Below are 23,865 nucleotides of genomic sequence, written 5' to 3'. Positions count from 1 at the left end.
GTCTCCAGCGTCCCCGCGAGCAGTGGTGCCGCCGTGAGCGTAATCCGGCCACAGCCTCGCTGACCTGCTCGTACAGAACGTTTTCCGCGCACAAAGATGCGTGAGTTCGTCGTTGACCTGCCGCACTGAGGGGGGTCAGGCTGATCGCGCCCGGGGCAGGCCCGGTGGCCGAGGACGATCATCAGGAGGCAGGCGTGAGTACCAAGGACGGCCCCCCGGGCGACGGTTCCGGCGCTGACGGGGGAGCGGGGCGAGGCGCACTGGCAGGGCTGCGGATCGCGGACTTCTCCCGTGTCCTCGCGGGACCGTACGCCACCATGCTCCTGGCCGACCTCGGGGCCGACGTCGTGAAGGTCGAGCGGCCCGGGACGGGCGACGAGACCCGCGAATGGCGTCCCCCCGCGGACGAGAACGGCACGTCGACCTACTTCCTCGGCGTCAACCGGAACAAGCGCTCCGTCGCCCTGGACCTGACCAGCGAGACGGGACGCGAGCGGGCACGTGCGCTGATCGCCGAGTCCGACGTGCTGGTGGAGAACTTCCGTCCCGGCACGATGGACCGGCTCGGGCTGGGATACGCGGATCTGCGAGCTCGCCATCCCCGCCTCGTCTACTGCTCCGTCAGCGGATTCGGGGCCGACGGCGGCGCCGCGATCCCCGGCTACGACCTGCTGGTCCAGGCCGTCGGCGGGCTGATGAGCGTGACGGGGGAGCCCGACGGCGAACCGGTGAAGACCGGGGTCGCCCTCGTCGACGTGATCACCGGTCTGCACGCGACGCTCGGCATCATGGCGGCCCTGCGGCACCGGGACGCCAGCGGCGAAGGACAGCGCGTCGAGGTGAGTCTGCTGGGCTCGTTGCTGTCGGCGATGGTCAACCAGGCCTCGGGCTACGCCGTCGTCGGCGTCGTACCCGGACGGCTGGGCAACGCCCACCCCAGCATCGCCCCGTACGAGACCTTCCCCACCGCGGACCGCCCGCTCGCACTCGCGGTCGGCAACGACGGGCAGTTCGTGGCGCTGGCCGCGGTCCTCGGGTGCCCCGGCCTCGCCGACGACGACCGCTTCCGCACCAACCCCGGCCGGGTGGCGCACCGTGAAGAGCTGCGGAAGCTGCTGGGCGAACGGCTGCTGACCGCAGGCGCCGACCACTGGTCCGCCACCCTGCTCGCCGCGGGGGTGCCCGCGGGCCCGGTCAACACGCTCGACGAGGCGTTCGCCTTCGCCCACCGGCTCGGGTTGCCCGGCATCGTCAGCATCCCGGCCACGGCCCCCTTCCCGGCGGACGGATCGGCGGACGGATCAGAGGACGGATCGGCGCCCGCGCCGGTGTCCCGGCAGGTCGCCCACCCCATCGCGCTGAGCGAGTCACCCGCGCAGTACCGCCTGCCGCCGCCCGGTCTGGGCGAACACACGGCGGAGCTCTTCCGCCGCACCGCCGACGACACCCCCGAAACCGCATGACCGCCACCCCTACGCAACCGCACAGACTCACCCGCAACGCTGCTCTTCGTTCTCAACAGTCCCGGAGGAACCCCTGATGCCCCACCTCAACCCCATTGACGCCCTGGAACTCGACAACGAGCTCGACGACGACGAACGCCTCATCCGTGACACGGTCAGCGTCTTCGTCCGTGACCGAGTGACCGAGCATGTGGCCGACTGGTTCGAGGCGGGTACCTTCCCGACTCGCGAACTGGGCCCTGAACTCGGCCAGTTGGGACTACTGGGCATGCACCTGGAGGGCTACGGCTGCGCCGGTGTCAGCGCCACCGCCTACGGTGTGGCCTGCCGCGAACTGGAGGCGGCCGACTCGGGACTGCGCAGCTTCGTGTCCGTGCAAGGCTCGCTGGTCATGTTCCCCATCCACCGCTACGGCTCCGAGGAGCAGAAGCAGGAGTGGCTGCCCAAGCTCGCCTCCGGTGAGGCGATCGGCTGCTTCGGGCTCACCGAACCCGACCAGGGCTCCGATCCCGGAAACATGCGGACCCAGGCCAAGCGCGACGGTGACGACTGGATCCTCAACGGCACCAAGATGTGGATCACCAATGGCTCGGTCGCCGACATCGCCGTGGTCTGGGCCCGCACCGAGGAGGGCATCCGCGGCTTCCTCGTACCCAAGGACACCCCGGGCTTCACCACCAGCGAGATCCACAAGAAGCTGTCGCTGCGCGCGTCCGTCACCGCCGAACTGCACCTGGAAGACGTACGGTTGCCCGCCTCGGCGGTGCTCCCGGGCGTGACGGGTTTGAAGGGACCGCTGTCCTGCCTGTCCGAGGCGCGCTTCGGCATCCTGTGCGGTGTCGTCGGCGCGGCCCGCACCTGCTATCTCTCGGCTCTGGAGTACTCCACGACCCGCGAGCAGTTCGGCCGGCAGCTCGGCGGCTTCCAGCTCACCCAGCAGAAGCTGGCCCGGATGCAGGTCGATCTGGTGAACGCCCAGCTGTTGGCCCTGCGCCTGAGCAAGCTGAAGGACGCCGGGAAGCTGCGCCCGGAACAGGTCAGCCTCGGAAAGCTCGCCAACGTCCGGGCCGCACTCGACACCGCCCGCACGGCCCGCACCATTCTCGGCGCCAACGGCATCACCACCGAGTACCCGGTGCTCCGGCACGCCAACAACCTGGAGACCGTGCTCACTTACGAGGGCACCGAGGAGATCCACACCCTCGTCGTCGGCCAGTCCGTGACGGGCATCGCGGCGTACCGCTGAAACGCGCCGGGCAGGTCGGTATGGGCCGGCCTGCCCGGGGACCACCTCACCTCAGGAAAGTCATATGAGCTTGAGGATCGTTGTTTGCGACCGTGACGGCCGCCGCCTCCCGCAGGCGGCGGATCACGCCGCGTACCGCCGGCGAGGTCTCGCCCTTGCGGTACGCGCCGACCAGCCGGGTGGTCAGCCGTACGTCCGCGAGCGGACGACAGGTGACCCCCGGTATCTGCACGCGGCGCAGCGAATCCGGCACCAGAGCCACGGCGAGACCGCCGCCCACCAGTGTGAGAGCGGCGATGAAGTCCCGTACCGGAGGAGCGACCTGGGGGCTGAAACCACCCTGGTCGGCCACCTCGAGGATCTGGTCGCGGCAGCCGTACTCCTCGTCGAAGTGGGGGGCCACGAACCGCTCGTGGCACAGCTCCGCCGCCGGCACGGCCTCGTACGCCGCCAGAGGCGAGCCGGCCGGTAGCGCCAGGACGACCTCCTCGGTGAGCAGACAGGTGGCCGTGACTCCCGGCGGGTACTCCGGCCTCCAGCGCAGGAAGCCGACGTCGATGTCCCCGCAGGCCAGGGCCTCCAGCTGGGCCGGTGTCTCCAGCTCGCGGACCTGCACCGTGAGCTGGGTTCCCGGGGCCGCACACCGAGTGAGGACGTCGGTCAGCACACCCGAGAAGGCGGCCGAGGCCACGTAGGCGATCTCGGCATGTCCCAGCTCCCCGCGGCCGGCCCGCCGGCCCACGGCCTCGGCACGGGCGGCCTGGGCGAGCGTGCGCTGCGCCTCCTCGAGAAACAGCCGCCCGGCGCTGGTCAGCGCCGGGCGGCTGCGCCGTCCGCGGTCGATCAGGCGTACGCCCAGGTGCGACTCCAGCGCCCTGACTTGGGCACTAAGTGCTGACGGAGCCAGATGCAGTCGGTCCGCCGCCTTCGCGAAGTGCAGTTCCTCCGCGACGGTGACGAACGATTCCAGCCAGCGCAGTTCCACCGGCTCCTCCGTCCTGCTGAGTCTGTGCCAACGAGAGCATCGAACAGGAAATCACCCCGCGGCGGGCAGGAACGCCGCGGGGTGAGTACGGGGGCAGGGCGCGGGGAGCAGTCCCCGCCCCGGCTCGGGGAGCAGTCCCCGGCCCGGCTCAGGGAATGACGACGTAGTTGCTGAATCCGCCGTCGCGGTCCTCGAGTCCCGAGATCGCCTCGTTGACCCTGGCCAGCGGGAAGGGCTTGGACTCCAGGTACGACAGGTCCAGGGCGCCCGTGCCCACCATGTCGGCGAGTTCCTGCCCCTGCGCGGTGGTGAACCAGTTGGAGCCGATCAGCTGGACCTGCTCGTCCATGAGCCACTTCACGTCCACGGGCAGCCGCTCGGCCACACCGCCGACGTTGACCACCCTGCCGCCCCTGCGGACTCCCTGCATGGAATCCAGCATCGTCTCCACCGGTGCCCTGGCTCCCAGCGCGCTGATGACGAAGTCGGCGCCCTCGCCGCCGGTCAGCGACTTCGCCCACTCACCGGAGGAGCCCTCACCCAGCCTGAACACCTCGACCCGGTCCGGATCCAGGTCCTTGACGCGCTTGAGGAGTGCCTCGTTGCGGCCGGTACCGAGGACCCGCGACACACCGGACGCCAGCGCGAGGACGGTCGAGGCGACACCGAGGGTTCCGGTGACCCCGTCGATGAGCGCCACCTGGCCCGGTCCCGCAGCGGCGTTCTTGAGGGCTCCGTAGGACGTGCCGATGTAGCCGAGCTTTCCGGCCTGCTCGAACGTCATGTTGTCCGGGATGTTGACGATCGAGTACTGGGGTGCGGTCATGTACTCCGCGAAGCCGCCGTAGGGGTAGAGGTCGAAGATCCGCTGGCCGTCACGCGACGTGCTGAAATAGCCGTTCAGGGTGAAGTAGCGGCATCTGCTGAGCTCACCTCCGCGGCACACCTGGCAACTTCCGCAGGACCGTAGGGGATTCACGTACACCCTGTCGCCGGGCTTGGTGTTGATCACCGCCTCGCCGACCGCCTCGACCACGCCGGCGGCGTCCAGGCCGAAGATGGCGGGGAACCTGGGCAGCGGCTGATGGGGGAACCAGGTGGGCCAGTTGTTGATCACGTTGGCCATGTTCGGCACGATTCCGCAGGCCTTGACCCGCACCAGCACATCGGTCGGTCGCGGCGTCGGCACATCGATCGTGTCCACCGACATGGGCTCACCGAGCGCATGCAGTCGTGCAGCGAGCATTTTCGCCATTGAAATACTCCTTGAAATTGCCTACGGACGCGGGTCCGCGAACGGGTTCGGATAACCGCTCTCAAGATCGATGTCCAACAGGCCCATGATGCGGACGCCGGAGTTGTACCAGGCGATGGACAAGGCGAGTTCGACCATTTGCTTGTCGGTCAGATGCGCAGCGGCGGCACGCCATGTCTCCTCGGAGACATCGACCACGAGTGTGGACTCCTTGGCAAGACGCATGACGGCCTTCTCCACCTCGTCGAAGACATCGGCAGATTCGAAATCGGCAACCGCCGCGAGCTGCTCCTCGGTGAGCCCGGCCTTCATCCCGTGGGACTGGTGATGCGCGACCTCGTACGCCGACCGCGTCGCGTGCCCCACGGTCAGGATCGCCAGCTCCCGGAGCCTGGGACTGAGTTCGCAGGCCCGCAGCGCGTTGGCGTAGGTCAGAAAGGCGTCAAGTTGTTCCGGCGCGCCCGCGAGGGCGAGGAAGATGTTCGCCGTCGGTACCTTGCGTTCGGCCTCGAGCCGGTCGTACAGGGGCCCCAGCGCCTCGTCCGCGTCCTCGCGGTGCAGATAGGGAACTCGTGCCATGGCATTTCCTGTGGGGCGAAAAGGTCAGTTTGCGGACTGTTCGAGCAGGAACCGTTCGAGCGTCATCGGATTCGGCTTTTCGGCCGGTGGGATCTGCGGCACTCCCACGAAGGGCGACGCTTCGAAATACCACTTCTCCAGGAGCCTCCGTGACCGTCCCGGCCTGGTTCGGCTTGACGAGCACCGCGTTGGCCGCCTTGCCGGCCGCGGCCGCCTCCACCCGCTGTGCGCTCGTCACCAGGAAATCGTCGCCGATCACCTGGCAGCGGTCGCCGTACAGCCGGGTGAACTCCACCATGCCCTCGTGATCGTCCTCGCCGAGGGGGTCCTCGATGGACAGGATCGGATAGTGCTCGATCCAGCGCCCGAGCATCTCGATCAGCGCGCCGGTGTCCAGGGCGCGATCATCGAGAGCCAGCGTGTACTTCCCGGCGCTGCCGAACTGCGAGGCCGCGATGTCCAGGGAGATGCCGACCTGGGACGAGGGGCCGAAGCCTGCGGTCTCGATGGCCAGGGTCAGCGTCTCCAGTGCCTCCTCGTTGGAGTCGAACGCCGGCCAGAAGCCCCCTTCGTCGGCCACACCGCCGGTCTTCCCGGCCTTGCGCATCAGACGTCCGGCCGCCCGGTAGATCTCCGCGGTCCAGTCCAGGGCCTCGGAGAAGCTCCCTGCCGCGGGACAGACCACCATGAAATCCTGCACGTCGACACGCCGGTCCGCGTGGGCGCCGCCGCCGAAGATCTGGATCTCCGGCAGAGGGATCCGGACCGGACGTCCACCCGACAGATGGAGCCACAGCGGCTTGTCCGCCGATGCGGCGGCGGCGTGCAGCACGGCCATGGACGTGGCCACGATCGCGTTGCCGCCGAGACGGCTCCGGTCCGGGGTCCCGTCGAGGTCCACCAGCAGCCGGTCGACCGACTCCTGGTCGGTCGCATCCTGGCCCTTGAGAGCGGGCGCGATCTCGTTGTTCACCGAGCCCACCGCACGATGGACGTCGAGCCCGCCGAAGCGGCTGCCGCCGTCGCGCAGGTCCAGGGCTTCCCCCTGGCCCGTCGAGGCGCCGGCCGGAGCGATCGCCCGCCCGACCGCACCATCCGTGATGTGGGCCTCGACCTCGACGGTCGGCCGGCCGCGTGAGTCCCACACCCTGCGGCCGTACAGCTTGGCGATCCGCGCGTCTGTCATTGCGGTGCAACCTTTCGGGATCTGAACCCTCAGTGATGTCCGGGGCCGCTCGTCGGGCGACGGCCGTCCGTTGCCGTACCGGCGGCGGACGAGCGTGCGCGGGCATGAAGCCGCCGCGCTGCGTGGAACCCGCCCGTCGCAGCGGCGGCTGTCGGGACGGCAGTCGGTGGCAGTCACCCGCCATCCGTTGGATCGGCGGGCATGTGCTGGGCGCGAGCGACGCGTTGTACGGCTCTTGTCGTCGCGGGGCCGGTCGACAGTGGACAGGAAGGGCGATGGCGAGGATTTCTCGCCTGCCGCGGCTCTTGAAGTGCTAACGATAGCGCAATGGTGCGAAGGGCGGGTGTCATGCGTCAAGAGGCAGGTGGCACTTCGCTTGAGTCGCTGGGCATCGCCCGCCGTCGGGCATTGGCTGGGGTGTATGTGAGTGCTATCGTTCGCACACTCAGTGCGATTCCCGGAAGACTCCGGTGGCCCACGCTCTCCCTGGGAAGGCGGACAGCACTGGGAGAGCGCGGGCCCCGGGCCGGAACGCAGCCGAACGGAAAGCGAGCCCCCGATATGGCACCGATGACCCTCACCACTGTTGTCGCCAGCACACGTCCCGGACGTGTGGGCAGGTCCGTCGCGGACTGGTTCACCGCGCGCGCCGCGGAGTACGACGAGTTCGAGTCGCACGTCGTCGACCTGCGTGAACTCGCTCTTCCCTTCTACGATGAGCCGCATCCGCCGGCCCTGCGGCAGTACACGAAGAGCCACACCCGGGAATGGAGTCGGATCGTCGACAGGTCTGACGCCTTCGTCTTCGTCACCCCGGAGTACAACGGCGCCTTCCCGGCCTCCTTGAAGAACGCATGGGACTACCTCGTCGTGGAGTGGCAGCACAAGCCGGCCGGTTTCGTGAGCTATGGGGGTGTCTCGGCCGGCACGCGTGCGGTGCAGATGTCCAAGCAGGTCGTCGCGAACCTCAGGATGCTGCCGATCGGTCCCACTGTGAGCATCCCGTTCATCAGCGAAGTCATGGACGACGGCGCGTTTCGGGGCGGCAAGATACATGATGCGGCGGCCGAGCAGATGCTCGACGAGCTCGAGCGTACGGCTCGCGTCATGCGCAGGCTGCGCAACACAACTCCCTGACTTGAGCGGGAGGTTGGTCGACCCGGAGGGGCTGACCGGGGACGACCGTGCCGCCGGTCAGCCGGAGTGGTGGACGACCGTGCCGCCGGTCAGCCGGAGTGGTGGACGACCGTGCCGCCGGTCAGCCGGAGTGGTGGACGACCGTACCGACGCTCAGCCGGCCTGGGAGGAGGGCCGACCGCCGCGACGGGCGCGGGCCGGGCCGCTGGGCGGTGCTGTGCTGCCGCGCACGATCAGTGATCCCGGCGAGACGGAGGTGTACGGGCCGTCGTTGCCGGGTTTTGTCGTGAGGCGGCGCATCAGCCACAGCGCGCAGCCGGTGGCCATCTCCTGGATGGGCAGGCCGATGGTGGTGAGTCCCGGGCCCCACCAGGAGAATCCGGGTTCATCTCCGAACCCGACCACGGACAGCTCCTGGGGCACCTTCACGCCCTGCTGGGAAAGTTCCTCCAGGACGCCCAGGGTGAGCTGGATGGATCCGAGTACGAGCCCGGTGGGTGCCGACGGGCCCTCCAGCAGTCGGCGTACCGCCTGACGGCCGTGGTCCACGTCCGACGGTGGTCCCAGTTCGGCCAGGCCGGCGTCGTCGGGCAGGCCGCCTTCGCGCAGGGCGCTGCGGAAGCCCTTGAGGCGCTCGGCGCCGGTGGGCAGTTCGACGGGACCGCCGAGGTAGGCGATACGGGTGTGTCCCTGTGCCACCAGGTGGGCCGTGGCCTGTCGCAGCGCCTCGTAGTCGTCCACGCCGAACCACTGGGAGCCCAGCGATGGGTGTTTGCGCAGCAGCTGCAGGTGCGGCACCGCGCGCAGCAGTTTGACGGAGTCGTTGTGAGGGCGCGCGGTGGGAACGATGATGATGCCCGCCACGCGGCTCGCGGACAGCTCGCGCAGATGCCGCAGCTCGACCATCCTGTCGTCGTCGGTCTCCGAGAGCATGAGCTGGAAGCCCTGCGCCTCCATGTTCTTGGACAGCTCGTGCGCGATGGTCGAGTAGAAGCTGTTGCGGATGTCCGGGATCACCAGCGCGACCACGTTGCTCGACGCGCCCCGCATCATCCGTGCGGCGCGGTTGGCCACGTATCCCATCTCGGACGCGGCCTGGCGGACCCGGAACTTGGTCTCCTCGCTGATACGGCTGTCGTCAGCGAGTGCTCGGCCGACCGTCGAGACGGAGATCCCGAGGCGTTCGGCGATGTCCCTGGTGGTGATCACGTGGTGGCGCCCCCTCGAGTGACTGATCCCGGTACCCGTTACTGTCTGTATGCCAACGATAGCATTGACGTCGCGCTCCGTGGTCGAGCTAGTGGTCGGAGAATCGGGCACCGGCTTGGTCATTATCTCTGCGCTAACGTTAGCACTGCTGGCGGAGTCATGCGATCGCCCGCGGTTTCGGTGGTCGCGGAGGTTTCCTTGCGGATCGTCAAATGCCCCGTGGGCGGCGTGCGTTACTGCCGACGACTCGAATTGGCGATGTCGAGAAAGCCCGCCATGCCAAGGGGTCCGAAGCCCTTGAGTACGTACTCGGCTGCCCGTGCTCCAATGACGTCGACGACGACCGCATCATCGAGCGCAAGGAATGCAATTCGGGAAACACACAACCGGCCTCGGACGAACCACGCAAAGGTTCGACCGAGGCCGGTTGCGTCGCACTGATGTCCTTCGCCGTGAACCTCGCCCAGGCCCCATCCCCACGAGGCCGCATAGCGGTCCCATCCCCACGATTGCCGCGAGCCGCGAGCCGCGAGCCGCGAGCCGCGAGCCGCGAGCCGCCAGTCGGCCGCAGGTCCGCGGGTCCGCGGGTCTGCAGGTCGGCGGGTCCGCAGGTCCGTGGGTCAGCAGGTCCGTGGGTCAGCAGGTCCGCAGGTGCGCCGCTAGCGGACCGCGTTGTTGAACCGCGAGGTGCGGACGAAGGTCATCGCGAGGACGCCGGCCAGCGGGAGGAGCGTGACCTGCAGCAGCCCCGCCTGGCGCCAGCCGAAGTTCTCCACCAGGGTGGCGAAGATCAAGCCGGAGAACGCGGCTGTTCCGTAGTAGCTGGTGACGAACAGACCGGAGGCACGTCCGATCTGTTCGGGGCGGACGGCCCGCTGGATCGCGCTGTTGGTGTTGGGGTAGAGGAAGCCCAGGCCGAAGACGCCCATGAGGAAGGCGAGCAGGCACTGCCAGCCGACTCCGCCGTGCAGCTGGTAGATGCAGACGCTGATGACGGAACAGGCCAACAGGCTGAGGATCAGCAGATTGCGCTGGTTGACGCGGTCGCCGAGCCACCCGCCGAAAATGGCCAGCATGCCGCCGAAGCCGAGGAAGCTCATGGCGAGTGCGGCCTGTGCCGGGGTGAAGTGCAGGCTGGTGATGAGGAACGTCGGATAGAGGCCGATGAACCCGTAGATGGCCACACCGCTGACGATGGAGTGGACGGCCAACGCGATGGTGTTGCGGTTGTAGGGGGATTCGGGCATGTACTCGTAGGTCCTGCTCGAGACGACCTGCTCGACGCTGCGCTCGGTCAGACCGGTTTTCACCGCGAAGACCGCGATGGCGGCGATCACCAGCCCGGCCGCCCCGAACAGGTAGAAGGGCGAGTGCCAGGAGCCGTGCGTGTTCATGAGCCGGACGCCGATCAGCGGACTGATGAACACGCCGAGGGAGTAGCCCGCGCCGATGATGCCGAAGGCGAGGCCTCGTCGTCGGGCGAAGTACGCGCCGACAGCCGCGAAGATGGCGGCGGACTGCATGCCCTCGCCGAAGCCGGAGAGGACCCGGTACGCGGTCATGTCGGCGAAACCGGAGGCCAGTGGAGTGGCCATCGTGCCCAGGGAGTAGATCACGATGCTGACCAGTAGCACGGTCTTGCGTCGGAAACGGTCCAGAAGATAGCCCGCCGGCAGGCCGGCCAGCGCCATGCCGAGGGTGAAGTTCGTCGCCAGCAGCCCGCCCTGCTCCAGCGAAAACCCGTACTCCTCACGGATGTTGGGCAGCAGGGGAGGGAGTACCTGGCGGTCCATCGCGTTGATCATGTACGACAGGGTCAGCACCAGGAAGCCCACTGCGACCAGGGTGCGGCCGAGCGGGGCCTCGTCGATGTCCGCCTTGTTCGGGGCGGGTGCGGCACTCGTGTCGAGTTGCGCTGCGTGATTCATGGCGGCTCACTCCTATGGGAAAGGGCCACGGCAGGCCGCGGCAGATCCATCGCGGTTCGGGCGATGATGAGAAGCGGTGAGCTGAACACGGACTTGAGTCGGCGACTGCGCTGATGTCGCCGTATGGATGAGAGGGCGGCGGGCTGCCGCGCGATCGACCGCCGCGCGTGAATTCCAGCCGTATATCGCCCGTCGGGGACGTCCGTGGCTGTGGCGTCTTCGACAACCGGACCTTGTGCGGACACTTGTCGGCCACACGGTCATGGGCTCGCAGAAACCATGAAGCGAAGTCCCTGGCGCGTCAAGATGTGAGCACCGGATTTCTTTGGCGGCCCTTGAATTCCTTGTAGGCACCGCGTGGTGGCGCTCGAAAGGCGGACCTGCTGCGGTGTGGTGCGGCTGCGCGGCGAAATGGCGGACGTCCGGCTCTTGACGCGTTGAGAGGCCTGAGTGCTATCGTTAGCACAACGTGGCTGTGACAATTTGGTTCGATGTGCCCCGGCATCCTGTGATCAGTACCAGGGGCGTACCGTGGCGTCCCCCGCTCCGACCACGAGTCGGCGAGCGCCAGGGACACCCGACGCAAGCCCAGCGACCCACTCTCCACCCCATGCGTGGCCAACTCCACCCCATGCGTGGCCATCCGGCGGCCCCACCGGGCACAAGCCGGCGGCCCGCCGGGTGGTGATCAGACCTGCTGACCCGATGTGCCCCAGCGAGATCCCCGTCTCGCCGCTGCGAGCCGCACGATTCTGCGAGGACGACCTGCTATGAAACCACCGAGCCGCCCGGGCACCGTGCTGCTCACCGACTACGCCTGGCCCGACGACACCGTCGAGCGATCGGTGATCGAGGAGGCGGGGTACACACTCGTGAGCGGCCCCGCCGAGCCCGCGACCGCCGAGACCATCGAGGAACTGGTCGCCGAGCACCGGCCCGCCGGGATCCTCACGTGCTGGGCACCCGTCTCCGCCACCGCGGTCGGGGCGTCCCCGGACCTGCGGATCGTTGCCAGACTCGGCGTCGGCCTGGACAACATCGCCGTGGATGCCGCCACGGAGCGAGGCGTCTGGGTCACCAATGTGCCGGACTACTGCGTCGAGGAGGTCTCGGACCACGCCGTGGGCATGGTGTTGGCCTGGACGCGTGGACTGGCGGTGTGCGACCGGCAGGTCCGCTCGGGCAGATGGGACCCCGCCGGCGCCCGGCTGCGCCGGCTGTCTACGCTGACCTGCGGCGTCGTCGGCTACGGGCGAATAGGGCGCGCCACCGTGCGCAAGCTGAGTGCCTTCGGCTGCAGGATCCTGGCCCATGACCCCTATCCGCCCCGGGATGCTGCGGGGGTGGAGATGGTGGAACTGGAGGAGTTGCTGTGCCGCAGCGACGTGGTGATCCTCCATGTGCCGCTGACGCAGGACACGCACCACCTCGTCGGCACCGAGCAGCTGGAGCTGATGCCGCCGGGCGGTCTGCTGGTCAACGTCAGCAGGGGAGGCCTGGTGGACACCGACGCGGTCGTCAAGGCGCTGGCCAGCGGCCACCTGGGCGGAGCCGCCTTCGACGTACTGGAGACCGAACCGCACGTCCCTGCCAGGCTGCTGGACCAGCCGGGCGCGATACTCACGCCACATGTGGCCTTCTCCTCCGACGCCTCGGTCACGGAGCTGCGCCGCCGAGCCGCCGAGGAGGTCGTCCGGGTACTGAGGGACGAGGCGCCGGCCCATCCCTGCAACAGTCCCCGCGATGCAGCTGCCGGATCGGGTGCGCGGCGATGAGTACGAGCCCCGTGCCCCCGAACGACGCTCCCCATGCCCCGGAGCCGCCGGTCCCCGAGCCGGCGCTGACCGATTTCCTGCTGGCCCACAAGCTCGCCGCGCCCGGCGAAGTCGCGCGCTGGACTCCGCTGGCCGGGGGCGTCTCGTCCGATCTGTGGCGGGTGGACCTGCCGGGACGTTCCCTGTGCGTCAAGCGGGCCCTGGCCACGCTTCGGTTCGCGGCCGACTGGCAGGCCCCGGTGTCGCGCAACGCCTACGAGTGGGCATGGATGAGGTTCGCGGCCGAACACCGGCCGGAGAGCGTGCCCGTGCTGCTGGCGCATGACGCCGAGGCCGGTCTCTTCGCGATGGCGTATCTGCCCCCCGAGCGATACCCGGTGTGGAAGGCGCAGTTGCTCGACGGCGAGGTGAAGGTGGCGACCGCGGCAGCCGTCGGTGAGGTGCTCGGCAGCCTGCACGCGGCGAGCGCGGGCGACGCCGCTCTGGCGGCGGAATTCGCCACCGACGAGAACTTCCACGCGCTGCGCATCGAGCCGTATCTACTTGCCACCGCGGCCGCGCACCCGAGTCTGCGCGACATTCTCCAGGGCCTCGCCGACCGCACGGCCACCACACACCTGGCCCTGGTGCACGGCGACGTCAGCCCGAAGAACATCCTCGTCGGCCCCCTCCAGCCGGTGCTGCTGGACGCCGAATGCGCGTGGTACGGAGACCCTGCCTTCGACCTCGCCTTCTGCCTCAACCATCTGCTGCTCAAGAGCCTGGTGGTGCCCGGCCGCCGCGCCGAACTCCTGCGGTCCGCCCGTGTTCTTGCCGAGGAGTACTTCCGCTGCGCCGACTGGGAGCCGCGCGCCGCTCTCGAGGCACGGGCCGCGTCGATGCTGCCGGCGCTGCTGCTCGCGCGCGTGGACGGCAAGTCCCCGGTGGAGTACCTCACCGACGACCGGCGCAAGCAGTTCGTACGCACCGTGGCGTCGGCACTGCTCAGTGCATTCGCGCCCACCGTGGAGGACGTACTGGACGCCTGGTGGGCCGCCCTTGAGGAACTCGCCACGGAGAGTCGGGCGGTCTGAGCGTCCCCGACCACGGGCACCAGGGCTGAGGATGCCCACCGCGGGCCCACCGAGGAGACCCACCCGACCGAGGAGACCCACCCGACCGAGGACACACCCACCAAGGAGACACACATGCGCAGAGTCGTCACCGGCCATGACGAGAACGGGAAGTCGATCGTCGTCAGCGACGGCCCCGTCCCCCGCAGCCGCGAGTTCACCAGTCTGCCGGGCTGGGTGTCCACCGTGCCGTGGGCCACCGAACCCGGCGAACCCGTCAGCCGGACCGGGGAGGACCCCACGCCGAAGCTCGCCAGCCTGCTTCCGGCGCCCGGCGGTACGCGCTTCATCGTCATCACCATGCCGCCGGACACCGCGATGGCCGACCCGACGTTCGACCCTGTCGCCTACGACCGGGAGCAACTAGCCGATTCGCCCGGCATCGCGGAACTCATGGAGCCCGACGGCATGCACACCACGCCGACCGTGGACTACGGCATCGTGCTGCAGGGAGACGTCGCCCTCGAACTCGACGACGGTCGGCTCACCCCGCTCTCGGCAGGGGACATCGTGATCCAGAACGGCACCCGCCACGCCTGGCGCAACCGCAGCGACCGCCCTGTGACCATGGCGTTCGTGCTCATCGGCGCCGAGGCCGACTGCTGACAGGGCACGCCGGTACGGGTCGCCGGTGGTCCGGGGTCAGCCGTTCTGCAGGCCGTGCCGGGCTCTCCGTACGCATGGACGAGGCGCACCACTACGACATCGAGGTCGGCGGGGGAGAGGCGAGCGTGATCGCCCGGATCGGACCGCTGCGTCAGGCCGTCGGCCGGCGACCGGTGCCGCCGTAGCCGGTCACCCTGGTCATCGACGTACGTACGACCGACCTGCTGCCCCCGACCATCACCTCCGCCGAGCACGCGACGAGCGAACCGCTCGGCGTCGAGCCCAACGGACCGGACACCATCGCGTTCTCACTCGGTGGAGCAGAACCCGTCCGTCTCGCCGAACTCGATGGCCGCTATGTGTCGACCGAGGTCGTACGGGCTTCACCGGCCGCGTGATCGGCATGTACGTCACCGAAGGCACCGTGGCCTTCGACTGGTTCGACTACCGGCGGACGAACGGTTCCGACACGAAGGGGTGACACCGGCCGAGGGCCTCTTGGGTCAGCGAGCGCGCGGAATGCCGTACGCGCGCTCCACATGCAGCCGCAGGACGAGGCGGCGGTCGCGCACCATGGCCGCGCGGTAGTCGTCCCAGTCGGGATGTTCACCGCGGACGTCGCGATAGAGCCGGACGAGTTCCTCGACGGTCTCGTCGTGAGGCTTCTGAGCGACGGGCGTGAGTTCAGCGGTGCCTTCGACGACGGTGTAGGCCCATCGGTCCTCGCTGGTCACGTGGTAGGAGGCCCGCGCGTCCCGGCGCAGATTGCGCGTCTTCGCGCGGTCGTCCGTGAGCGAGACCCGGATGATCCGTTCGTCGGGGTCGTACGCGTGGTTGACGTTCCACAGTTGCGGCCGTCCGTCGCGCTTGAGGGTGACGAGCACCCCGCCGTCGTACTCGGAGAGCAAGCTGAGGAGCGCATCCTGAGTCATGCACTGCTCAACGCGGACGGACCCGCCGGGAATTCCGTCGCCCGAGCACAGCGGGGCGTCAGCGCACGCGTTCAGGCGCTTGCCGGCGCAGGAGCATCAGAAAGGTCAGGAACGTCGGCAACACACGGGACGGTTTCCAGCCGTTTACGAGACGATGAAGTGCGTGGTCCGAGAGCGCGGCGCGGTTTTGCACCTTGATCAGGCGGAGGCGAGCGATGGCACAGCTGCGGCGAGAGGGAACGACGGCACGGCTGCGGCAAGAGGTGGAGCCGGCCGAGGCCGGGCTGGATGCGGAGGCACTGGAGCGGCTGGACCGGCACTTCGCCCGCCTCGTCGATGAGGGCCGGATGCCGGGCTGTCTGGTGGCGCTGGCGCGCCATGGCAAGGTCGCGCATGTCACGGCGTACGGCTGCCGCAACCGGGAGGCCGCACTGCCGGTCGAGACGGACACCCTGTGGCGGATGTACTCGATGACCAAGCCGGTCACATCCGTCGCCGCGCTGATGCTCTGCGAAGAGGGGCTGATCGGACTCGACGACCCTCTCGCCCGCTATCTGCCCGCCTTCGCCGACCCCCAGGTGTACGACGGCGGGGAGGGCAACGACATCAAGACCCGCCCGGCCGAGGGGCCCATCCGCATCCGGCACCTGCTGACCCATACCGCGGGCCTGACCTTCGGCTTCTACTACTCGCATCCCGTGGACGGCCTGTACCGGGCCGCCGGCCTGGAGTCCTCCGTGCCATCGGGCGCGGACCTGGCGGAGACCTGCGACGTGTACGCGAGTCTGCCGCTGCAGTTCGAGCCGGGGACGCAGTGGAACTACTCCGTCGCCACCAATGTGCTGGGACGCGTGATCGAGGTGGCATCGGGTCGGCCGCTCGACGAGTTCTTCGCCGAGCGGATCTTCGGCCCCCTGGGCATGCCGGACGCCGGATTCTGCGTGACGGAGGATCAGGCCGAGCGGCTGGGCGAGCTCTACGGGGAGAACGCGGACGGCAGCATCTCCGCCATTGCCGGTCTGCCGCTGCACGGGCGGCCACGGTTCCTGTCGGGCAGCGGCGGCATGGTGGCGAGCGCCCTCGACTACCACCGCTTCATGGAGTTCCTCCGCCGGCGCGGCGAACTGGACGGCACGCGTCTGCTGTCCCCGTCGACCTTCGACGCCATGGTGTCCAACCAGCTCCCCGGCGGCGCCGATCTCCGCACCTTCGGCAGCCCCGCCCACGCCGAACCCGGCAACTCGGGGATCGGCTTCGGCTTCGGCGTCTCCGTCGTCGTGGACCCGGACATCACGCAGGCACCCTCCCACCTGGGCACCTACGGCTGGAGCGGAGTCGCGACCACGACCTTCTGGGTCGACCCGCAGAAGGACCTGACGGTGCAGTTCCTGACACAGGTACGCCCGACGACGTCCCACACCCTCTACGCCGACCTCAAACGACTCGTGGACGAGGCGATCGTCGGCTGAGAGCGATGCAGACTCGCGCGATGAAGCGCCACAGCCTCCCCGCGGTCCTGGCCGGTCTCTGCGCGACGGCGCTTCTGGCCGGCGGATGCCCGGGGGGTGACGGAAGGGGCCGGCCCAGGAGTCCAGGCCGGCGTCCGCGACCCCGTCCCCGACGTCGTCCTCGGAACCGGCCAACCGCGACACCGGCGAGGTCAACCGGGACGACGTGAACGGCGACGGCAAGGCCGACGTCGTCGTCAACGGCTGGTAGAACTACCCGAAAACCGGCCCTTCCACCAGCGACCGGCACTTCGTCAGGACGAAGGACTTCGGCGCAGGCTGACCAGCGGCTGCCGCGCGCAGAGGGCCCAGACGGTCATACCGTCGGCCACCTTCCACTTACGGCGGATTCCACGAGCACACACCGGGTGCCCGTGTCCGGTGTCCCACTGCGGGCGGGTTCGGCCATGGGACGTCAGTCTCCCTGAGCGTCGGAAACGGTTGTCCCGGGCGGAGTGGGGCCGGCGCTCCAGCCGCCGTCGACGGCGATCTCCGCTCCGGTGAGATACGAGGCCGAGTCGGAGGCGAGGAAGGCGACGAGCCCGGCGACGTCCTCGGGCAGCCCGACCCGGCGCAGGGCGACTGCCTGGTGCTGGCCCGCACCGCGCGGTGGCGCGATTCCCGCGACCATGGGCGTGTCGATCAGGCCGGGGTGCACGGAGTTGACCCGGATCCCGTACTCACCGAGTTCGAGTGCAGCCGTCTTGGTGAGTCCGCGCAGCCCCCACTTCGACGCGCCATAGCCGCCCGTGCGGGCCAGTCCGGTCAGTCCGGCGACCGACGAGACGTTGACGATGGCGCCGCCGCCCGCGCGGCGCATGGGCTCCAGCACGGCACGGATGCCGAGAAAGGGCCCGACGAGGTTGACCCTGATAACCGACTCGAAGGACTCCGCGGTCTCCTCGGCGAGCGGCCCGCTGCGGTACACGCCCGCGTTGTTGACGAGGATGTCGAGCCCTCCGAACTCGGCGACGGCCGTGTCCACGGCGGCCGCCCACCGGGACTCGTCCGTCACGTCGAGCCGTGTGTAGCGGGCTGCGGGGCCGATGGAGCGGGCGACCTCGGTGCCCTCCCCGTCGAGGATGTCGCCGATCACGACACTGGCGCCGAGGAGGGCGAACAGCCGCGCCTCCGCCTCGCCCTGACCGCGCGCCGCCCCGGTGATCAGCGCCGTCCTGCCCTTCAGCGAGATCATCGGGCGGCCCCCTGTGGAGCCGCGGGCATGTGATCCGCCCCGCTGGGTGAGAAGTGCGGAATGACGTGTCGCCCCCACTGCCGGATGGTCTCCATGCAGACCTCCTGCGGCACGGTGCCCATCTGCACCAGGCACATCACCTCGTCCACGCCGGCCGCGCGCAGCCGCTCCACATACGCGATGGCGTCGGACGCGTCGCCGTAGGCGTGCTCGGGGTTGTAGACGGCGGTCGTGCTCGGCCGTACGGGGATGCGCGCCTCGTTCAGGCGGGCCACGACCTGCTCCGCCGCGGACCGCATCCGCTGCGCCTCCGTCTCGCTGTCGGTGTCGTCGGCGACCGCGTCGTCGGGCACTCCTCCGCCCCCGTACCAGTGCGCGATGGCCTGTGCGAAGAAGCGCTGCCCGCGTATCCCGACGGCGCGGGCACGCTCGCGGTCGTCGAGCACGATCGTCGGGCAGAGAGCCGAGAAGTGGTCGTTGACCTCGGTCGACACGAACTGTGTGCCGTCGCGTCCGGCCACGCACGAGTCGTAGAAGCGCTTCATCGTCGCGACCTCATCCGGCCCCGCGAAGCCCATCACCAAGGCCCCGACGCCGAGTTCTGCGGCCCGCGCGAGGGTCTGCTGCTTGCTGCAGGCCAGAAAGAGCGGCGGATGCGGACGCTGCACGGGACGCGGCAGTACGGGGTGCGGATCGATGTCCAGCAGCTCGCCGTGCCACTCGAGCTCCTCCTGCTGCCAGGTGCGGCCGATGATCCGCAGCGCCTCCTCGACCTCGGCCTGGGTGCGCTCCGGATCGACCCCGCACAGCGAGGTCTCCTGCCGTGTCCCGCCGCGACCTGCTCCGAGGTCCAGCCGCCCGCCGGACAACACGTCGAGCATGGCGGCGCGTTCGGCGACCCGCACCGGATGGTTGAAGCGGAACGGCATGCACACCACCCCGTGCCCGACCCGTATACGGCTGGTACGGGCGGCCACCCAGGTGAGGAAGACCTCCGGGGCGCTCATGTGCGCGTACCACTTGAGGGCATGGTGCTCGACGGCCCAGACCCGGTCGAAACCCATCTCCTCGGCGAGCACGGCCTGTTCCACACAGTCGCGGATGACCTGCTGCTCACTCTCGGGATCGGGGCTCGCCAGCTGAGCCTCGAAGATGACGGAGAACTTCACTGCACCTCCAGGGAGTTGCACGGATCTTGCGGAACCACTTACGGGGCTTTGCAGACCTTGCGCTGGTGCGGTGCGGCTATTTCAATTAGTCATATGACTACTCGTCAGGTCAAGGGGCTGGATGGGAATGGCGGTTCCGAGCCGAGCGGGTCCGATCCGGGCGGACCCCATGGTGGCGATCAGGGCGGGCGGCTGCCCGCCACGGCGTGGGCCGTGCTCGGTCTGCTGTCGTTCCCCGGCGAACGCACCGGATACGAGCTGAAGAAGTGGGCGGACGCGTCCCTGGCCTTCTTCTACTGGTCACCCGCGATCAGCCAGATATACGCCGAGCTGCGCCGCCTGGAGGCGCTCGGGTACGCCTCCTCGCGGGTCGCCGCCCAGGGCGATCTGCGCAACAAGCGGCTCTACGCGATCACCGAAGCCGGACGGGCGGCGCTGGCGCGCTGGGCGGACACCGCGGACGCCGGGCCCGCGGTGCTCAAACACCCGCTGGTGCTGCGGGTCTGGCTCGGACACCTCGCGGACCCCGACGGCCTGCGCAGTCAGCTGCGGGCACACCTTGAACGTACGCAGGAGCAGCTGCGGGAGATCGAGCGCGCCCAGGACGTCTCGCGCGAGATCGGCCACTGGCCGTACCCCGAGGTGGCGCTGCGCTGGAGTGAACGGCATCACCGGGCGGAGCTGGAGCTGGCCGAGGCCATGCTCGCCGATCTCGAGCGGTTGTGGCAGGCGGGGGAGGAGGCGTACGGCGGCCAGGCCGCCGGCGGGGGGTGATGGAGGGAGCGTACGGAAGGGGGTGTACGCCCGCGGGGCGAACGAAGAGGCGGGCCGGCGGCACTTCGTCCGGCCCCGGTCCCGCCCCCGCCGTCGTCGCTACTTGATCAGTTCCGTCGCCTCGCGCTGGTGCGGGATGGCCGACGTGGGTAGTTCCGCCTGCTGGACGGTCACCGTGCGCCGCGGGGCGGGGACCGAGATGCCCTCGGCCCGGTAGCGCTGGTGCAGGCGCTTGATGAACTCGTGCTTGATCCGGTACTGGTCGCTGAACTCGCCGACCCCCAGGATGACCGTGAAACCGATCCGGGAATCGCCGAACGTGTGGAAGCGCACGGCCGGTTCATGGTCCGGAACGGCGCCGGTGATGTCGGTCATGACCTGCTCGACGACCTCGTTCGTGACCCGTTCGACGTGCTCGAGGTCGCTGTCGTATCCGACGCCCACCTGGACCATGATCGACAGCTGCTGTTCAGGACGGCTGTAGTTGGTCATGTTGGTGCCGGCGAGCTGGGCGTTCGGGATGATCACGAGGTTGTTCGACAGATTGCGCACCACGGTGTTGCGCCAGTTGATGTCCTCGACATATCCCTCCTCACCGCTGCTCAGCCGGATGTAGTCGCCCGGCTGCACCGTCTTGGCGGCGAGGATGTGCACGCCGGCGAAGAGATTGGCCAGGGTGTCCTGCAGCGCCAGAGCGACCGCCAGACCGCCCACGCCCAGCGCGGTGAGCAGGGGTGCGATGGAGACGCCGAGGGTCTGCAGGATGACGAGGAAGCCCATCGCCAGGACCACGACCCGCGTGATGTTGACGAATATGGTGGCCGATCCCGCGACTCCCGACCTGGACTGCGCGAGGGAGCGCACCAGGCGGGTGATCACCCGGGCCGCGGTGAGAGTGGCGGCCAGAATGAGCAGTGCCGTCAGCGTCACATTGACGTTGTGTCCGACTCGGGCGGTCAGCGGTAGCGCCGTCGCCGCCACCGCCGCCCCCGCGGCTATCGCCGCCCAGGGCGCCAGCGTCCGCAGGGCGTCGACGATGACGTCGTCTCCGCTCCACCGCGTTTCGCGCGCTCGTTCGCCCAGCCAGCGCAGGAGCGCGCGTAGCAGCACGCCCGCCGCGATGCCGGCGGCCACCGCGATCCCGGCGACGATCAGGTCGTGGAGTGTGAGGGCCCGGTTCATTCTCTCTCCAGTGCGGCGGTGTTGGGTCACGTCGGAACGAATACGAATATGCGTCCGATGCGATCGCCCATCCTGCCGTATGCGGGAGAGAGCGCGGCGAGTGGGCCCGCGTGCGCTTGGTACGAGGCCGCAAGTCCTGACAGTCCCTCAAAGTGTCGTGGGCGGCCGCTCAAAGTGTCGCATCGTAGCGCGGCCGAAGGTGGGTCCTTTCGCTCACCGCCTCAGTCCCCGTCCCTCTCTCTGTGCCGGTCGGTCTTAGTCCCCGTCACTCTCCTCTGCCGCGCGCTTGCATTCCTCGGCCACGTTCTTGTCCACGGCCGCGCGCACAAGTGCCGCCGCGAACACCGCGGGTTCAGCGTCCCCGGCCAGACGCGCCAGCTTCGGCGGAGCGTCCGGCAGGCCCAGGCGCTTCGCTCCCTCCCGGGCCTTGGCATCCAGGTAGGGAGACGCCTCGGGCCAGACGGCCTGCACCTCGCGCAGGAAGATGTCCGCTCCGGCCGGGCCGAGTCCCGGCACCTCCTGCAGCAGACCGCGCAGCTTGTCGAGGTCGCCGCCCGCCTCGTCGCGCATGCGGCGCAGATCGCCTCCCCACCTGTCGAGGACGAGCTGCGCGCCGTCCCCGAGCTGCGTGGCCGTGCGTTCGTCGTAGCGCCGGTAGCCGCCGCGGCCGAGGGCGTCGACCCGCTCCTGCCAGTCGGAATCGGCCATGCGGCGGGGGTCGCGCAGCCCGGCTTCCCGCAGCTCCCTGGCCGATGCGACGGCGGCGCTGCTGCGGATCCGCGCACTGAGCAGACAGGCCAGAACGAGAGTCTGGTAGAGCGGCTGCGGGGTGTTCTTGAGCCGGATGCCCGCGTCTTCGGTGAAGGTGTGACCGTAGGACGTGAGCAGCTCCTTGATCACTTTCTGCTGGGAGGGCATGGCACGCCTCCTCGTCTCACCCCGGCTTCTCGAGCCCCGACTTCGCGCGCCCGGGCTTCTGTTCCGCTCCCGCTTCTGTCACCCCGGCTTCAGCGGGTCATGCCCCAGGGTCATCAGGCGGTGGCGTCGGTGCTCGTCGCCGGCCTCGGGTTCGTTCTCCGTGTCGCTGTGCGCCGTGACGGTGTCCACGACCTTGTACATGGCCTCGATGTCGGCGTCGGTGAGGTCCGTACGGCGCTTCTGCAGGATCGCGAGGACGTGCTGCCCCAGAGGGTCGCCCGCCTGGTCCGGCAGGGGTTCGGTGTCGTCGTCCGCCTCGCTGACCCTGAGCCAGGCGCTCAGCTCCTGCGAGGTCATGTTCACCACGCGATGGAACTCGTCCCACAGCGCGTCGAGTTCGAGTGCATCGGTCATCCGGGATCCTCGGGTGGGTGGTGACAGGCCGGTGCGTAACGGACTCGTTCCTACGCCCGCAGTGGCGAGTCCTCGGCCTGGAACATCCAGTGCTGCTTCTCGAGCGTGGCCGTGATGCCGATCAGGAGGTCCTGTGTGACGAGGTCCGCCTGCTCGGTGGCCGCGATGTGCTCCCGAAGCCGTCCGATCATCGTGCCCAGTGCGTCGACGAGGAGCTCCACGACCTCGGTGTCCTGCAGCCATCCGTCCTTCGCAGCGGGCAGGGCGCCGGCCGAGGCGACGGTCTCGGGACGGCCGTCGGGCGAAACGCCCAGTGCGGCCGCGCGTTCCGCCACGGCATCCGCGTACGACCGTGCCGCATCGACCACCTCGTCCAGCTGCAGGTGGATGCTGCGGAAGCGCGGGCCGACGATGTTCCAGTGGGCCTGCTTCGCGATGAGGGACAGCCCGAGCAGATCCACCAACGTGCTCTGGAGTGCCTCCCCGGTGGTCTTGAGTGCCGTGTCGGGGAGCGTGCTCTTCACAACGGCCATTCTTCCCATCTCCTTCGGGCGCGTCGGGCGTACGCCGATCACGTGGCTCATGCGGATCGCATGGATCGCATGGATTGCACGGATCGGATCGCATGGATTGCACGGCGTACTGGGGCGCGCCTGTCGGGCGTACGACTCACTCGGTTCAGACGGTCGGGTGCCCGGAGGACGCGGGGGAAAACCGGAGCGCGTGAGCGGAAGCAGCGCCCCATCCGTGAAGCGGAAGCAGCGCCCCATCCGTAAACCCGGGAACGAACCTGAGCGCCCCTCTTGTTTGGGCGCCTCCTGTTTGGGCGCCTCGGCCGGTGGCACCCGGGGTGGCAGGGAGGAGCCCCATGACCGTTCGCAAGACGACTGTGCTCGTTCTCGACTGCGCGGAGCCGGAGCGGCTCGCGGAGTTCTACGCCGGCCTCCTCGGCGGTACGGCAAGGCTGGGGAGGGACCCGGACTACGTGGAGGTGGCCGGGCAGGACGGCGTCTTCCTCGCCGTGCACCGGGACCACGGATACGCGCCACCGACCTGGCCGCGACCCGAGGACTCGCAGCAGGCACATCTGCGCATCCTGGTCGAGCCCGGAGACATGGACGAGGCCGAGCGGGAGGCGGTCCGCCTCGGCGCCCGGCCCATCGTGACCAGGGACAACGGCGGTCCGCGGGACGAGCGCACCTACGCCGATCCTGCCGGGCACTCGTTCGCCCTGGCGGCACGTCCGTGAGAGTCATTTGCTAATAAATCGGGCAATTGTCCTTTGGCGGCAG

22 protein-coding genes and 1 pseudogene are annotated in these 23,865 nt (G+C 69.1%); 10 read left to right on the top strand and 13 right to left on the bottom strand.

Translation table 11 applies throughout. The annotated features are described in order from the left end of the window. Window positions 1–194: 194 nt before the first annotated feature. Window positions 195–1,463: a CaiB/BaiF CoA transferase family protein gene (locus H1D24_RS07675; RefSeq protein ID WP_181656619.1), complete on the top strand. Its 1,269-nt coding sequence runs from the start codon at window positions 195–197 to the stop codon at window positions 1,461–1,463. A gap of 76 nt (window positions 1,464–1,539) precedes the next feature. After that, window positions 1,540–2,709 (top strand): acyl-CoA dehydrogenase family protein, encoded by a 1,170-nt coding sequence (locus H1D24_RS07670; RefSeq protein WP_181656618.1) that lies wholly within the window; start codon window positions 1,540–1,542, stop codon window positions 2,707–2,709. Between the two features lie 46 nt (window positions 2,710–2,755). Here the strand turns inward: H1D24_RS07670 and H1D24_RS07665 are convergent, their stop codons facing one another. The 4 genes from H1D24_RS07665 to eno form a co-directional block, all read right to left on the bottom strand. Next, a complete protein-coding gene (locus H1D24_RS07665) occupies window positions 2,756–3,694 on the bottom strand; it encodes a LysR substrate-binding domain-containing protein (RefSeq protein ID WP_181656617.1) in 939 nt (312 codons plus the stop codon). 148 nt (window positions 3,695–3,842) lie between these two features. Continuing rightward, window positions 3,843–4,940 carry an alcohol dehydrogenase catalytic domain-containing protein gene (locus tag H1D24_RS07660; protein WP_258563906.1) on the bottom strand — a complete coding sequence of 366 codons (1,098 nt, stop codon included), beginning with the start codon at window positions 4,938–4,940 and terminating at the stop codon, window positions 3,843–3,845. A gap of 30 nt (window positions 4,941–4,970) precedes the next feature. Next, window positions 4,971–5,474 carry a carboxymuconolactone decarboxylase family protein gene (locus H1D24_RS07655; protein WP_258563934.1) on the bottom strand — a complete coding sequence of 168 codons (504 nt, stop codon included), beginning with the start codon at window positions 5,472–5,474 and terminating at the stop codon, window positions 4,971–4,973. Further along, window positions 5,392–6,714 (bottom strand): phosphopyruvate hydratase, encoded by a 1,323-nt coding sequence (eno, locus tag H1D24_RS07650; protein ID WP_258563905.1) that lies wholly within the window; start codon window positions 6,712–6,714, stop codon window positions 5,392–5,394. The genes H1D24_RS07655 and eno overlap by 83 nt, the downstream gene beginning before the upstream one ends. Window positions 6,715–7,284: 570 nt before the next feature. Between eno and H1D24_RS07645 the strand changes: the two genes are divergently transcribed. Then, entirely contained in the window at window positions 7,285–7,851 is a 567-nt protein-coding gene (locus tag H1D24_RS07645) for an NADPH-dependent FMN reductase (RefSeq protein ID WP_258563904.1), read from the top strand. Window positions 7,852–8,004: 153 nt separating this feature from the next. On the opposite strand, the gene H1D24_RS07640 is transcribed toward H1D24_RS07645, so the two are convergent. Together H1D24_RS07640 and H1D24_RS07635 are read right to left on the bottom strand one after the other, a co-directional pair. After that, window positions 8,005–9,060: a LacI family DNA-binding transcriptional regulator gene (locus H1D24_RS07640; RefSeq protein WP_181656613.1), complete on the bottom strand. Its 1,056-nt coding sequence runs from the start codon at window positions 9,058–9,060 to the stop codon at window positions 8,005–8,007. A 659-nt stretch (window positions 9,061–9,719) separates the two neighbouring features. Continuing rightward, window positions 9,720–10,988, bottom strand: coding sequence for an MFS transporter (locus tag H1D24_RS07635; protein ID WP_181656612.1), 1,269 nt, complete (start codon window positions 10,986–10,988; stop codon window positions 9,720–9,722). Window positions 10,989–11,758: 770 nt separating this feature from the next. On the opposite strand from H1D24_RS07635, the gene H1D24_RS07630 reads away from it, so the two are divergent. The 4 genes and pseudogenes from H1D24_RS07630 to H1D24_RS07615 form a co-directional block, all read left to right on the top strand. After that, window positions 11,759–12,763: a C-terminal binding protein gene (locus H1D24_RS07630; protein ID WP_181656611.1), complete on the top strand. Its 1,005-nt coding sequence runs from the start codon at window positions 11,759–11,761 to the stop codon at window positions 12,761–12,763. Continuing rightward, complete coding sequence (locus H1D24_RS07625; protein WP_181656610.1) at window positions 12,760–13,836, top strand: phosphotransferase family protein; 1,077 nt, start codon at window positions 12,760–12,762, stop codon at window positions 13,834–13,836. The genes H1D24_RS07630 and H1D24_RS07625 overlap by 4 nt, the downstream gene beginning before the upstream one ends. A 114-nt stretch (window positions 13,837–13,950) precedes the next feature. Beyond that, window positions 13,951–14,481: a cupin domain-containing protein gene (locus H1D24_RS07620; RefSeq protein ID WP_181656609.1), complete on the top strand. Its 531-nt coding sequence runs from the start codon at window positions 13,951–13,953 to the stop codon at window positions 14,479–14,481. 35 nt (window positions 14,482–14,516) lie between these two features. Next, a pseudogene (locus H1D24_RS07615) lies at window positions 14,517–14,962 on the top strand (beta-xylosidase family glycoside hydrolase); the annotation flags it as partial. A 22-nt stretch (window positions 14,963–14,984) separates the two neighbouring features. On the opposite strand, the gene H1D24_RS07610 reads toward H1D24_RS07615, so the two are convergent. Beyond that, window positions 14,985–15,413, bottom strand: a complete 429-nt coding sequence (locus H1D24_RS07610) for a PPOX class F420-dependent oxidoreductase (protein WP_181656608.1) — start codon at window positions 15,411–15,413, stop codon at window positions 14,985–14,987. 215 nt (window positions 15,414–15,628) lie between these two features. Between H1D24_RS07610 and H1D24_RS07605 the strand changes: the two genes are divergently transcribed. After that, window positions 15,629–16,882, top strand: coding sequence for a serine hydrolase domain-containing protein (locus H1D24_RS07605; protein ID WP_181656607.1), 1,254 nt, complete (start codon window positions 15,629–15,631; stop codon window positions 16,880–16,882). Between the two features lie 454 nt (window positions 16,883–17,336). Here the strand turns inward: H1D24_RS07605 and H1D24_RS07600 are convergent, their stop codons facing one another. Beyond that, window positions 17,337–18,116 (bottom strand): glucose 1-dehydrogenase, encoded by a 780-nt coding sequence (locus H1D24_RS07600; RefSeq protein ID WP_181656606.1) that lies wholly within the window; start codon window positions 18,114–18,116, stop codon window positions 17,337–17,339. After that, entirely contained in the window at window positions 18,113–19,285 is a 1,173-nt protein-coding gene (locus H1D24_RS07595; RefSeq protein WP_181656605.1) for an LLM class flavin-dependent oxidoreductase, read from the bottom strand. Before H1D24_RS07595 ends, H1D24_RS07600 begins: the two co-directional genes overlap by 4 nt. 213 nt (window positions 19,286–19,498) lie before the next feature. Between H1D24_RS07595 and H1D24_RS07590 the strand changes: the two genes are divergently transcribed. Then, window positions 19,499–20,059 (top strand): PadR family transcriptional regulator, encoded by a 561-nt coding sequence (locus tag H1D24_RS07590; protein WP_374064184.1) that lies wholly within the window; start codon window positions 19,499–19,501, stop codon window positions 20,057–20,059. Window positions 20,060–20,158: 99 nt separating this feature from the next. Here the strand turns inward: H1D24_RS07590 and H1D24_RS07585 are convergent, their stop codons facing one another. From H1D24_RS07585 to H1D24_RS07570, 4 genes are all read right to left on the bottom strand, one after another. Beyond that, a complete protein-coding gene (locus tag H1D24_RS07585; protein ID WP_181656603.1) occupies window positions 20,159–21,241 on the bottom strand; it encodes a mechanosensitive ion channel family protein in 1,083 nt (360 codons plus the stop codon). 255 nt (window positions 21,242–21,496) lie between these two features. Next, window positions 21,497–22,159 (bottom strand): HhH-GDP family DNA glycosylase, encoded by a 663-nt coding sequence (locus H1D24_RS07580; protein ID WP_181656602.1) that lies wholly within the window; start codon window positions 22,157–22,159, stop codon window positions 21,497–21,499. A gap of 78 nt (window positions 22,160–22,237) precedes the next feature. Further along, window positions 22,238–22,573, bottom strand: coding sequence for a DUF3140 domain-containing protein (locus H1D24_RS07575; protein ID WP_181656601.1), 336 nt, complete (start codon window positions 22,571–22,573; stop codon window positions 22,238–22,240). A gap of 50 nt (window positions 22,574–22,623) precedes the next feature. After that, on the bottom strand, window positions 22,624–23,106 hold the full coding sequence (locus tag H1D24_RS07570; RefSeq protein ID WP_181656600.1) for a Dps family protein: 483 nt from the start codon (window positions 23,104–23,106) through the stop codon (window positions 22,624–22,626). Between the two features lie 335 nt (window positions 23,107–23,441). Between H1D24_RS07570 and H1D24_RS07565 the strand changes: the two genes are divergently transcribed. Next, window positions 23,442–23,822 (top strand): VOC family protein, encoded by a 381-nt coding sequence (locus H1D24_RS07565; protein ID WP_181656599.1) that lies wholly within the window; start codon window positions 23,442–23,444, stop codon window positions 23,820–23,822. Window positions 23,823–23,865: the final 43 nt, after the last annotated feature.

The organism is Streptomyces himalayensis subsp. himalayensis (assembly GCF_013778455.1).
Classification (GTDB): domain Bacteria; phylum Actinomycetota; class Actinomycetes; order Streptomycetales; family Streptomycetaceae; genus Streptomyces; species Streptomyces himalayensis.
The sequence above is the reverse complement of the archived record's forward strand: the minus strand, read 5'-3'. Positions and strand labels throughout refer to the sequence as shown.

Excerpts from the sequence above, each read along its gene's own strand:
- H1D24_RS07670 (WP_181656618.1), top strand. The coding sequence starts at position 1,540 with ATGCCCCACCTCAACCCCATTGACGCCCTGGAACTCGACAACGAGCTC.
- H1D24_RS07660 (WP_258563906.1), bottom strand. The coding sequence starts at position 4,940 with ATGCTCGCTGCACGACTGCATGCGCTCGGTGAGCCCATGTCGGTGGAC.
- eno (WP_258563905.1), bottom strand. The coding sequence starts at position 6,714 with ATGACAGACGCGCGGATCGCCAAGCTGTACGGCCGCAGGGTGTGGGAC.
- H1D24_RS07645 (WP_258563904.1), top strand. The coding sequence starts at position 7,285 with ATGACCCTCACCACTGTTGTCGCCAGCACACGTCCCGGACGTGTGGGC.
- H1D24_RS07635 (WP_181656612.1), bottom strand. The coding sequence starts at position 10,988 with ATGAATCACGCAGCGCAACTCGACACGAGTGCCGCACCCGCCCCGAAC.
- H1D24_RS07630 (WP_181656611.1), top strand. The coding sequence starts at position 11,759 with ATGAAACCACCGAGCCGCCCGGGCACCGTGCTGCTCACCGACTACGCC.
- H1D24_RS07625 (WP_181656610.1), top strand. The coding sequence starts at position 12,760 with ATGAGTACGAGCCCCGTGCCCCCGAACGACGCTCCCCATGCCCCGGAG.
- H1D24_RS07620 (WP_181656609.1), top strand. The coding sequence starts at position 13,951 with ATGCGCAGAGTCGTCACCGGCCATGACGAGAACGGGAAGTCGATCGTC.
- H1D24_RS07610 (WP_181656608.1), bottom strand. The coding sequence starts at position 15,413 with ATGACTCAGGATGCGCTCCTCAGCTTGCTCTCCGAGTACGACGGCGGG.
- H1D24_RS07605 (WP_181656607.1), top strand. The coding sequence starts at position 15,629 with ATGGCACAGCTGCGGCGAGAGGGAACGACGGCACGGCTGCGGCAAGAG.
- H1D24_RS07600 (WP_181656606.1), bottom strand. The coding sequence starts at position 18,116 with ATGATCTCGCTGAAGGGCAGGACGGCGCTGATCACCGGGGCGGCGCGC.
- H1D24_RS07585 (WP_181656603.1), bottom strand. The coding sequence starts at position 21,241 with ATGAACCGGGCCCTCACACTCCACGACCTGATCGTCGCCGGGATCGCG.
- H1D24_RS07580 (WP_181656602.1), bottom strand. The coding sequence starts at position 22,159 with ATGCCCTCCCAGCAGAAAGTGATCAAGGAGCTGCTCACGTCCTACGGT.
- H1D24_RS07575 (WP_181656601.1), bottom strand. The coding sequence starts at position 22,573 with ATGACCGATGCACTCGAACTCGACGCGCTGTGGGACGAGTTCCATCGC.
- H1D24_RS07570 (WP_181656600.1), bottom strand. The coding sequence starts at position 23,106 with ATGGCCGTTGTGAAGAGCACGCTCCCCGACACGGCACTCAAGACCACC.
- H1D24_RS07565 (WP_181656599.1), top strand. The coding sequence starts at position 23,442 with ATGACCGTTCGCAAGACGACTGTGCTCGTTCTCGACTGCGCGGAGCCG.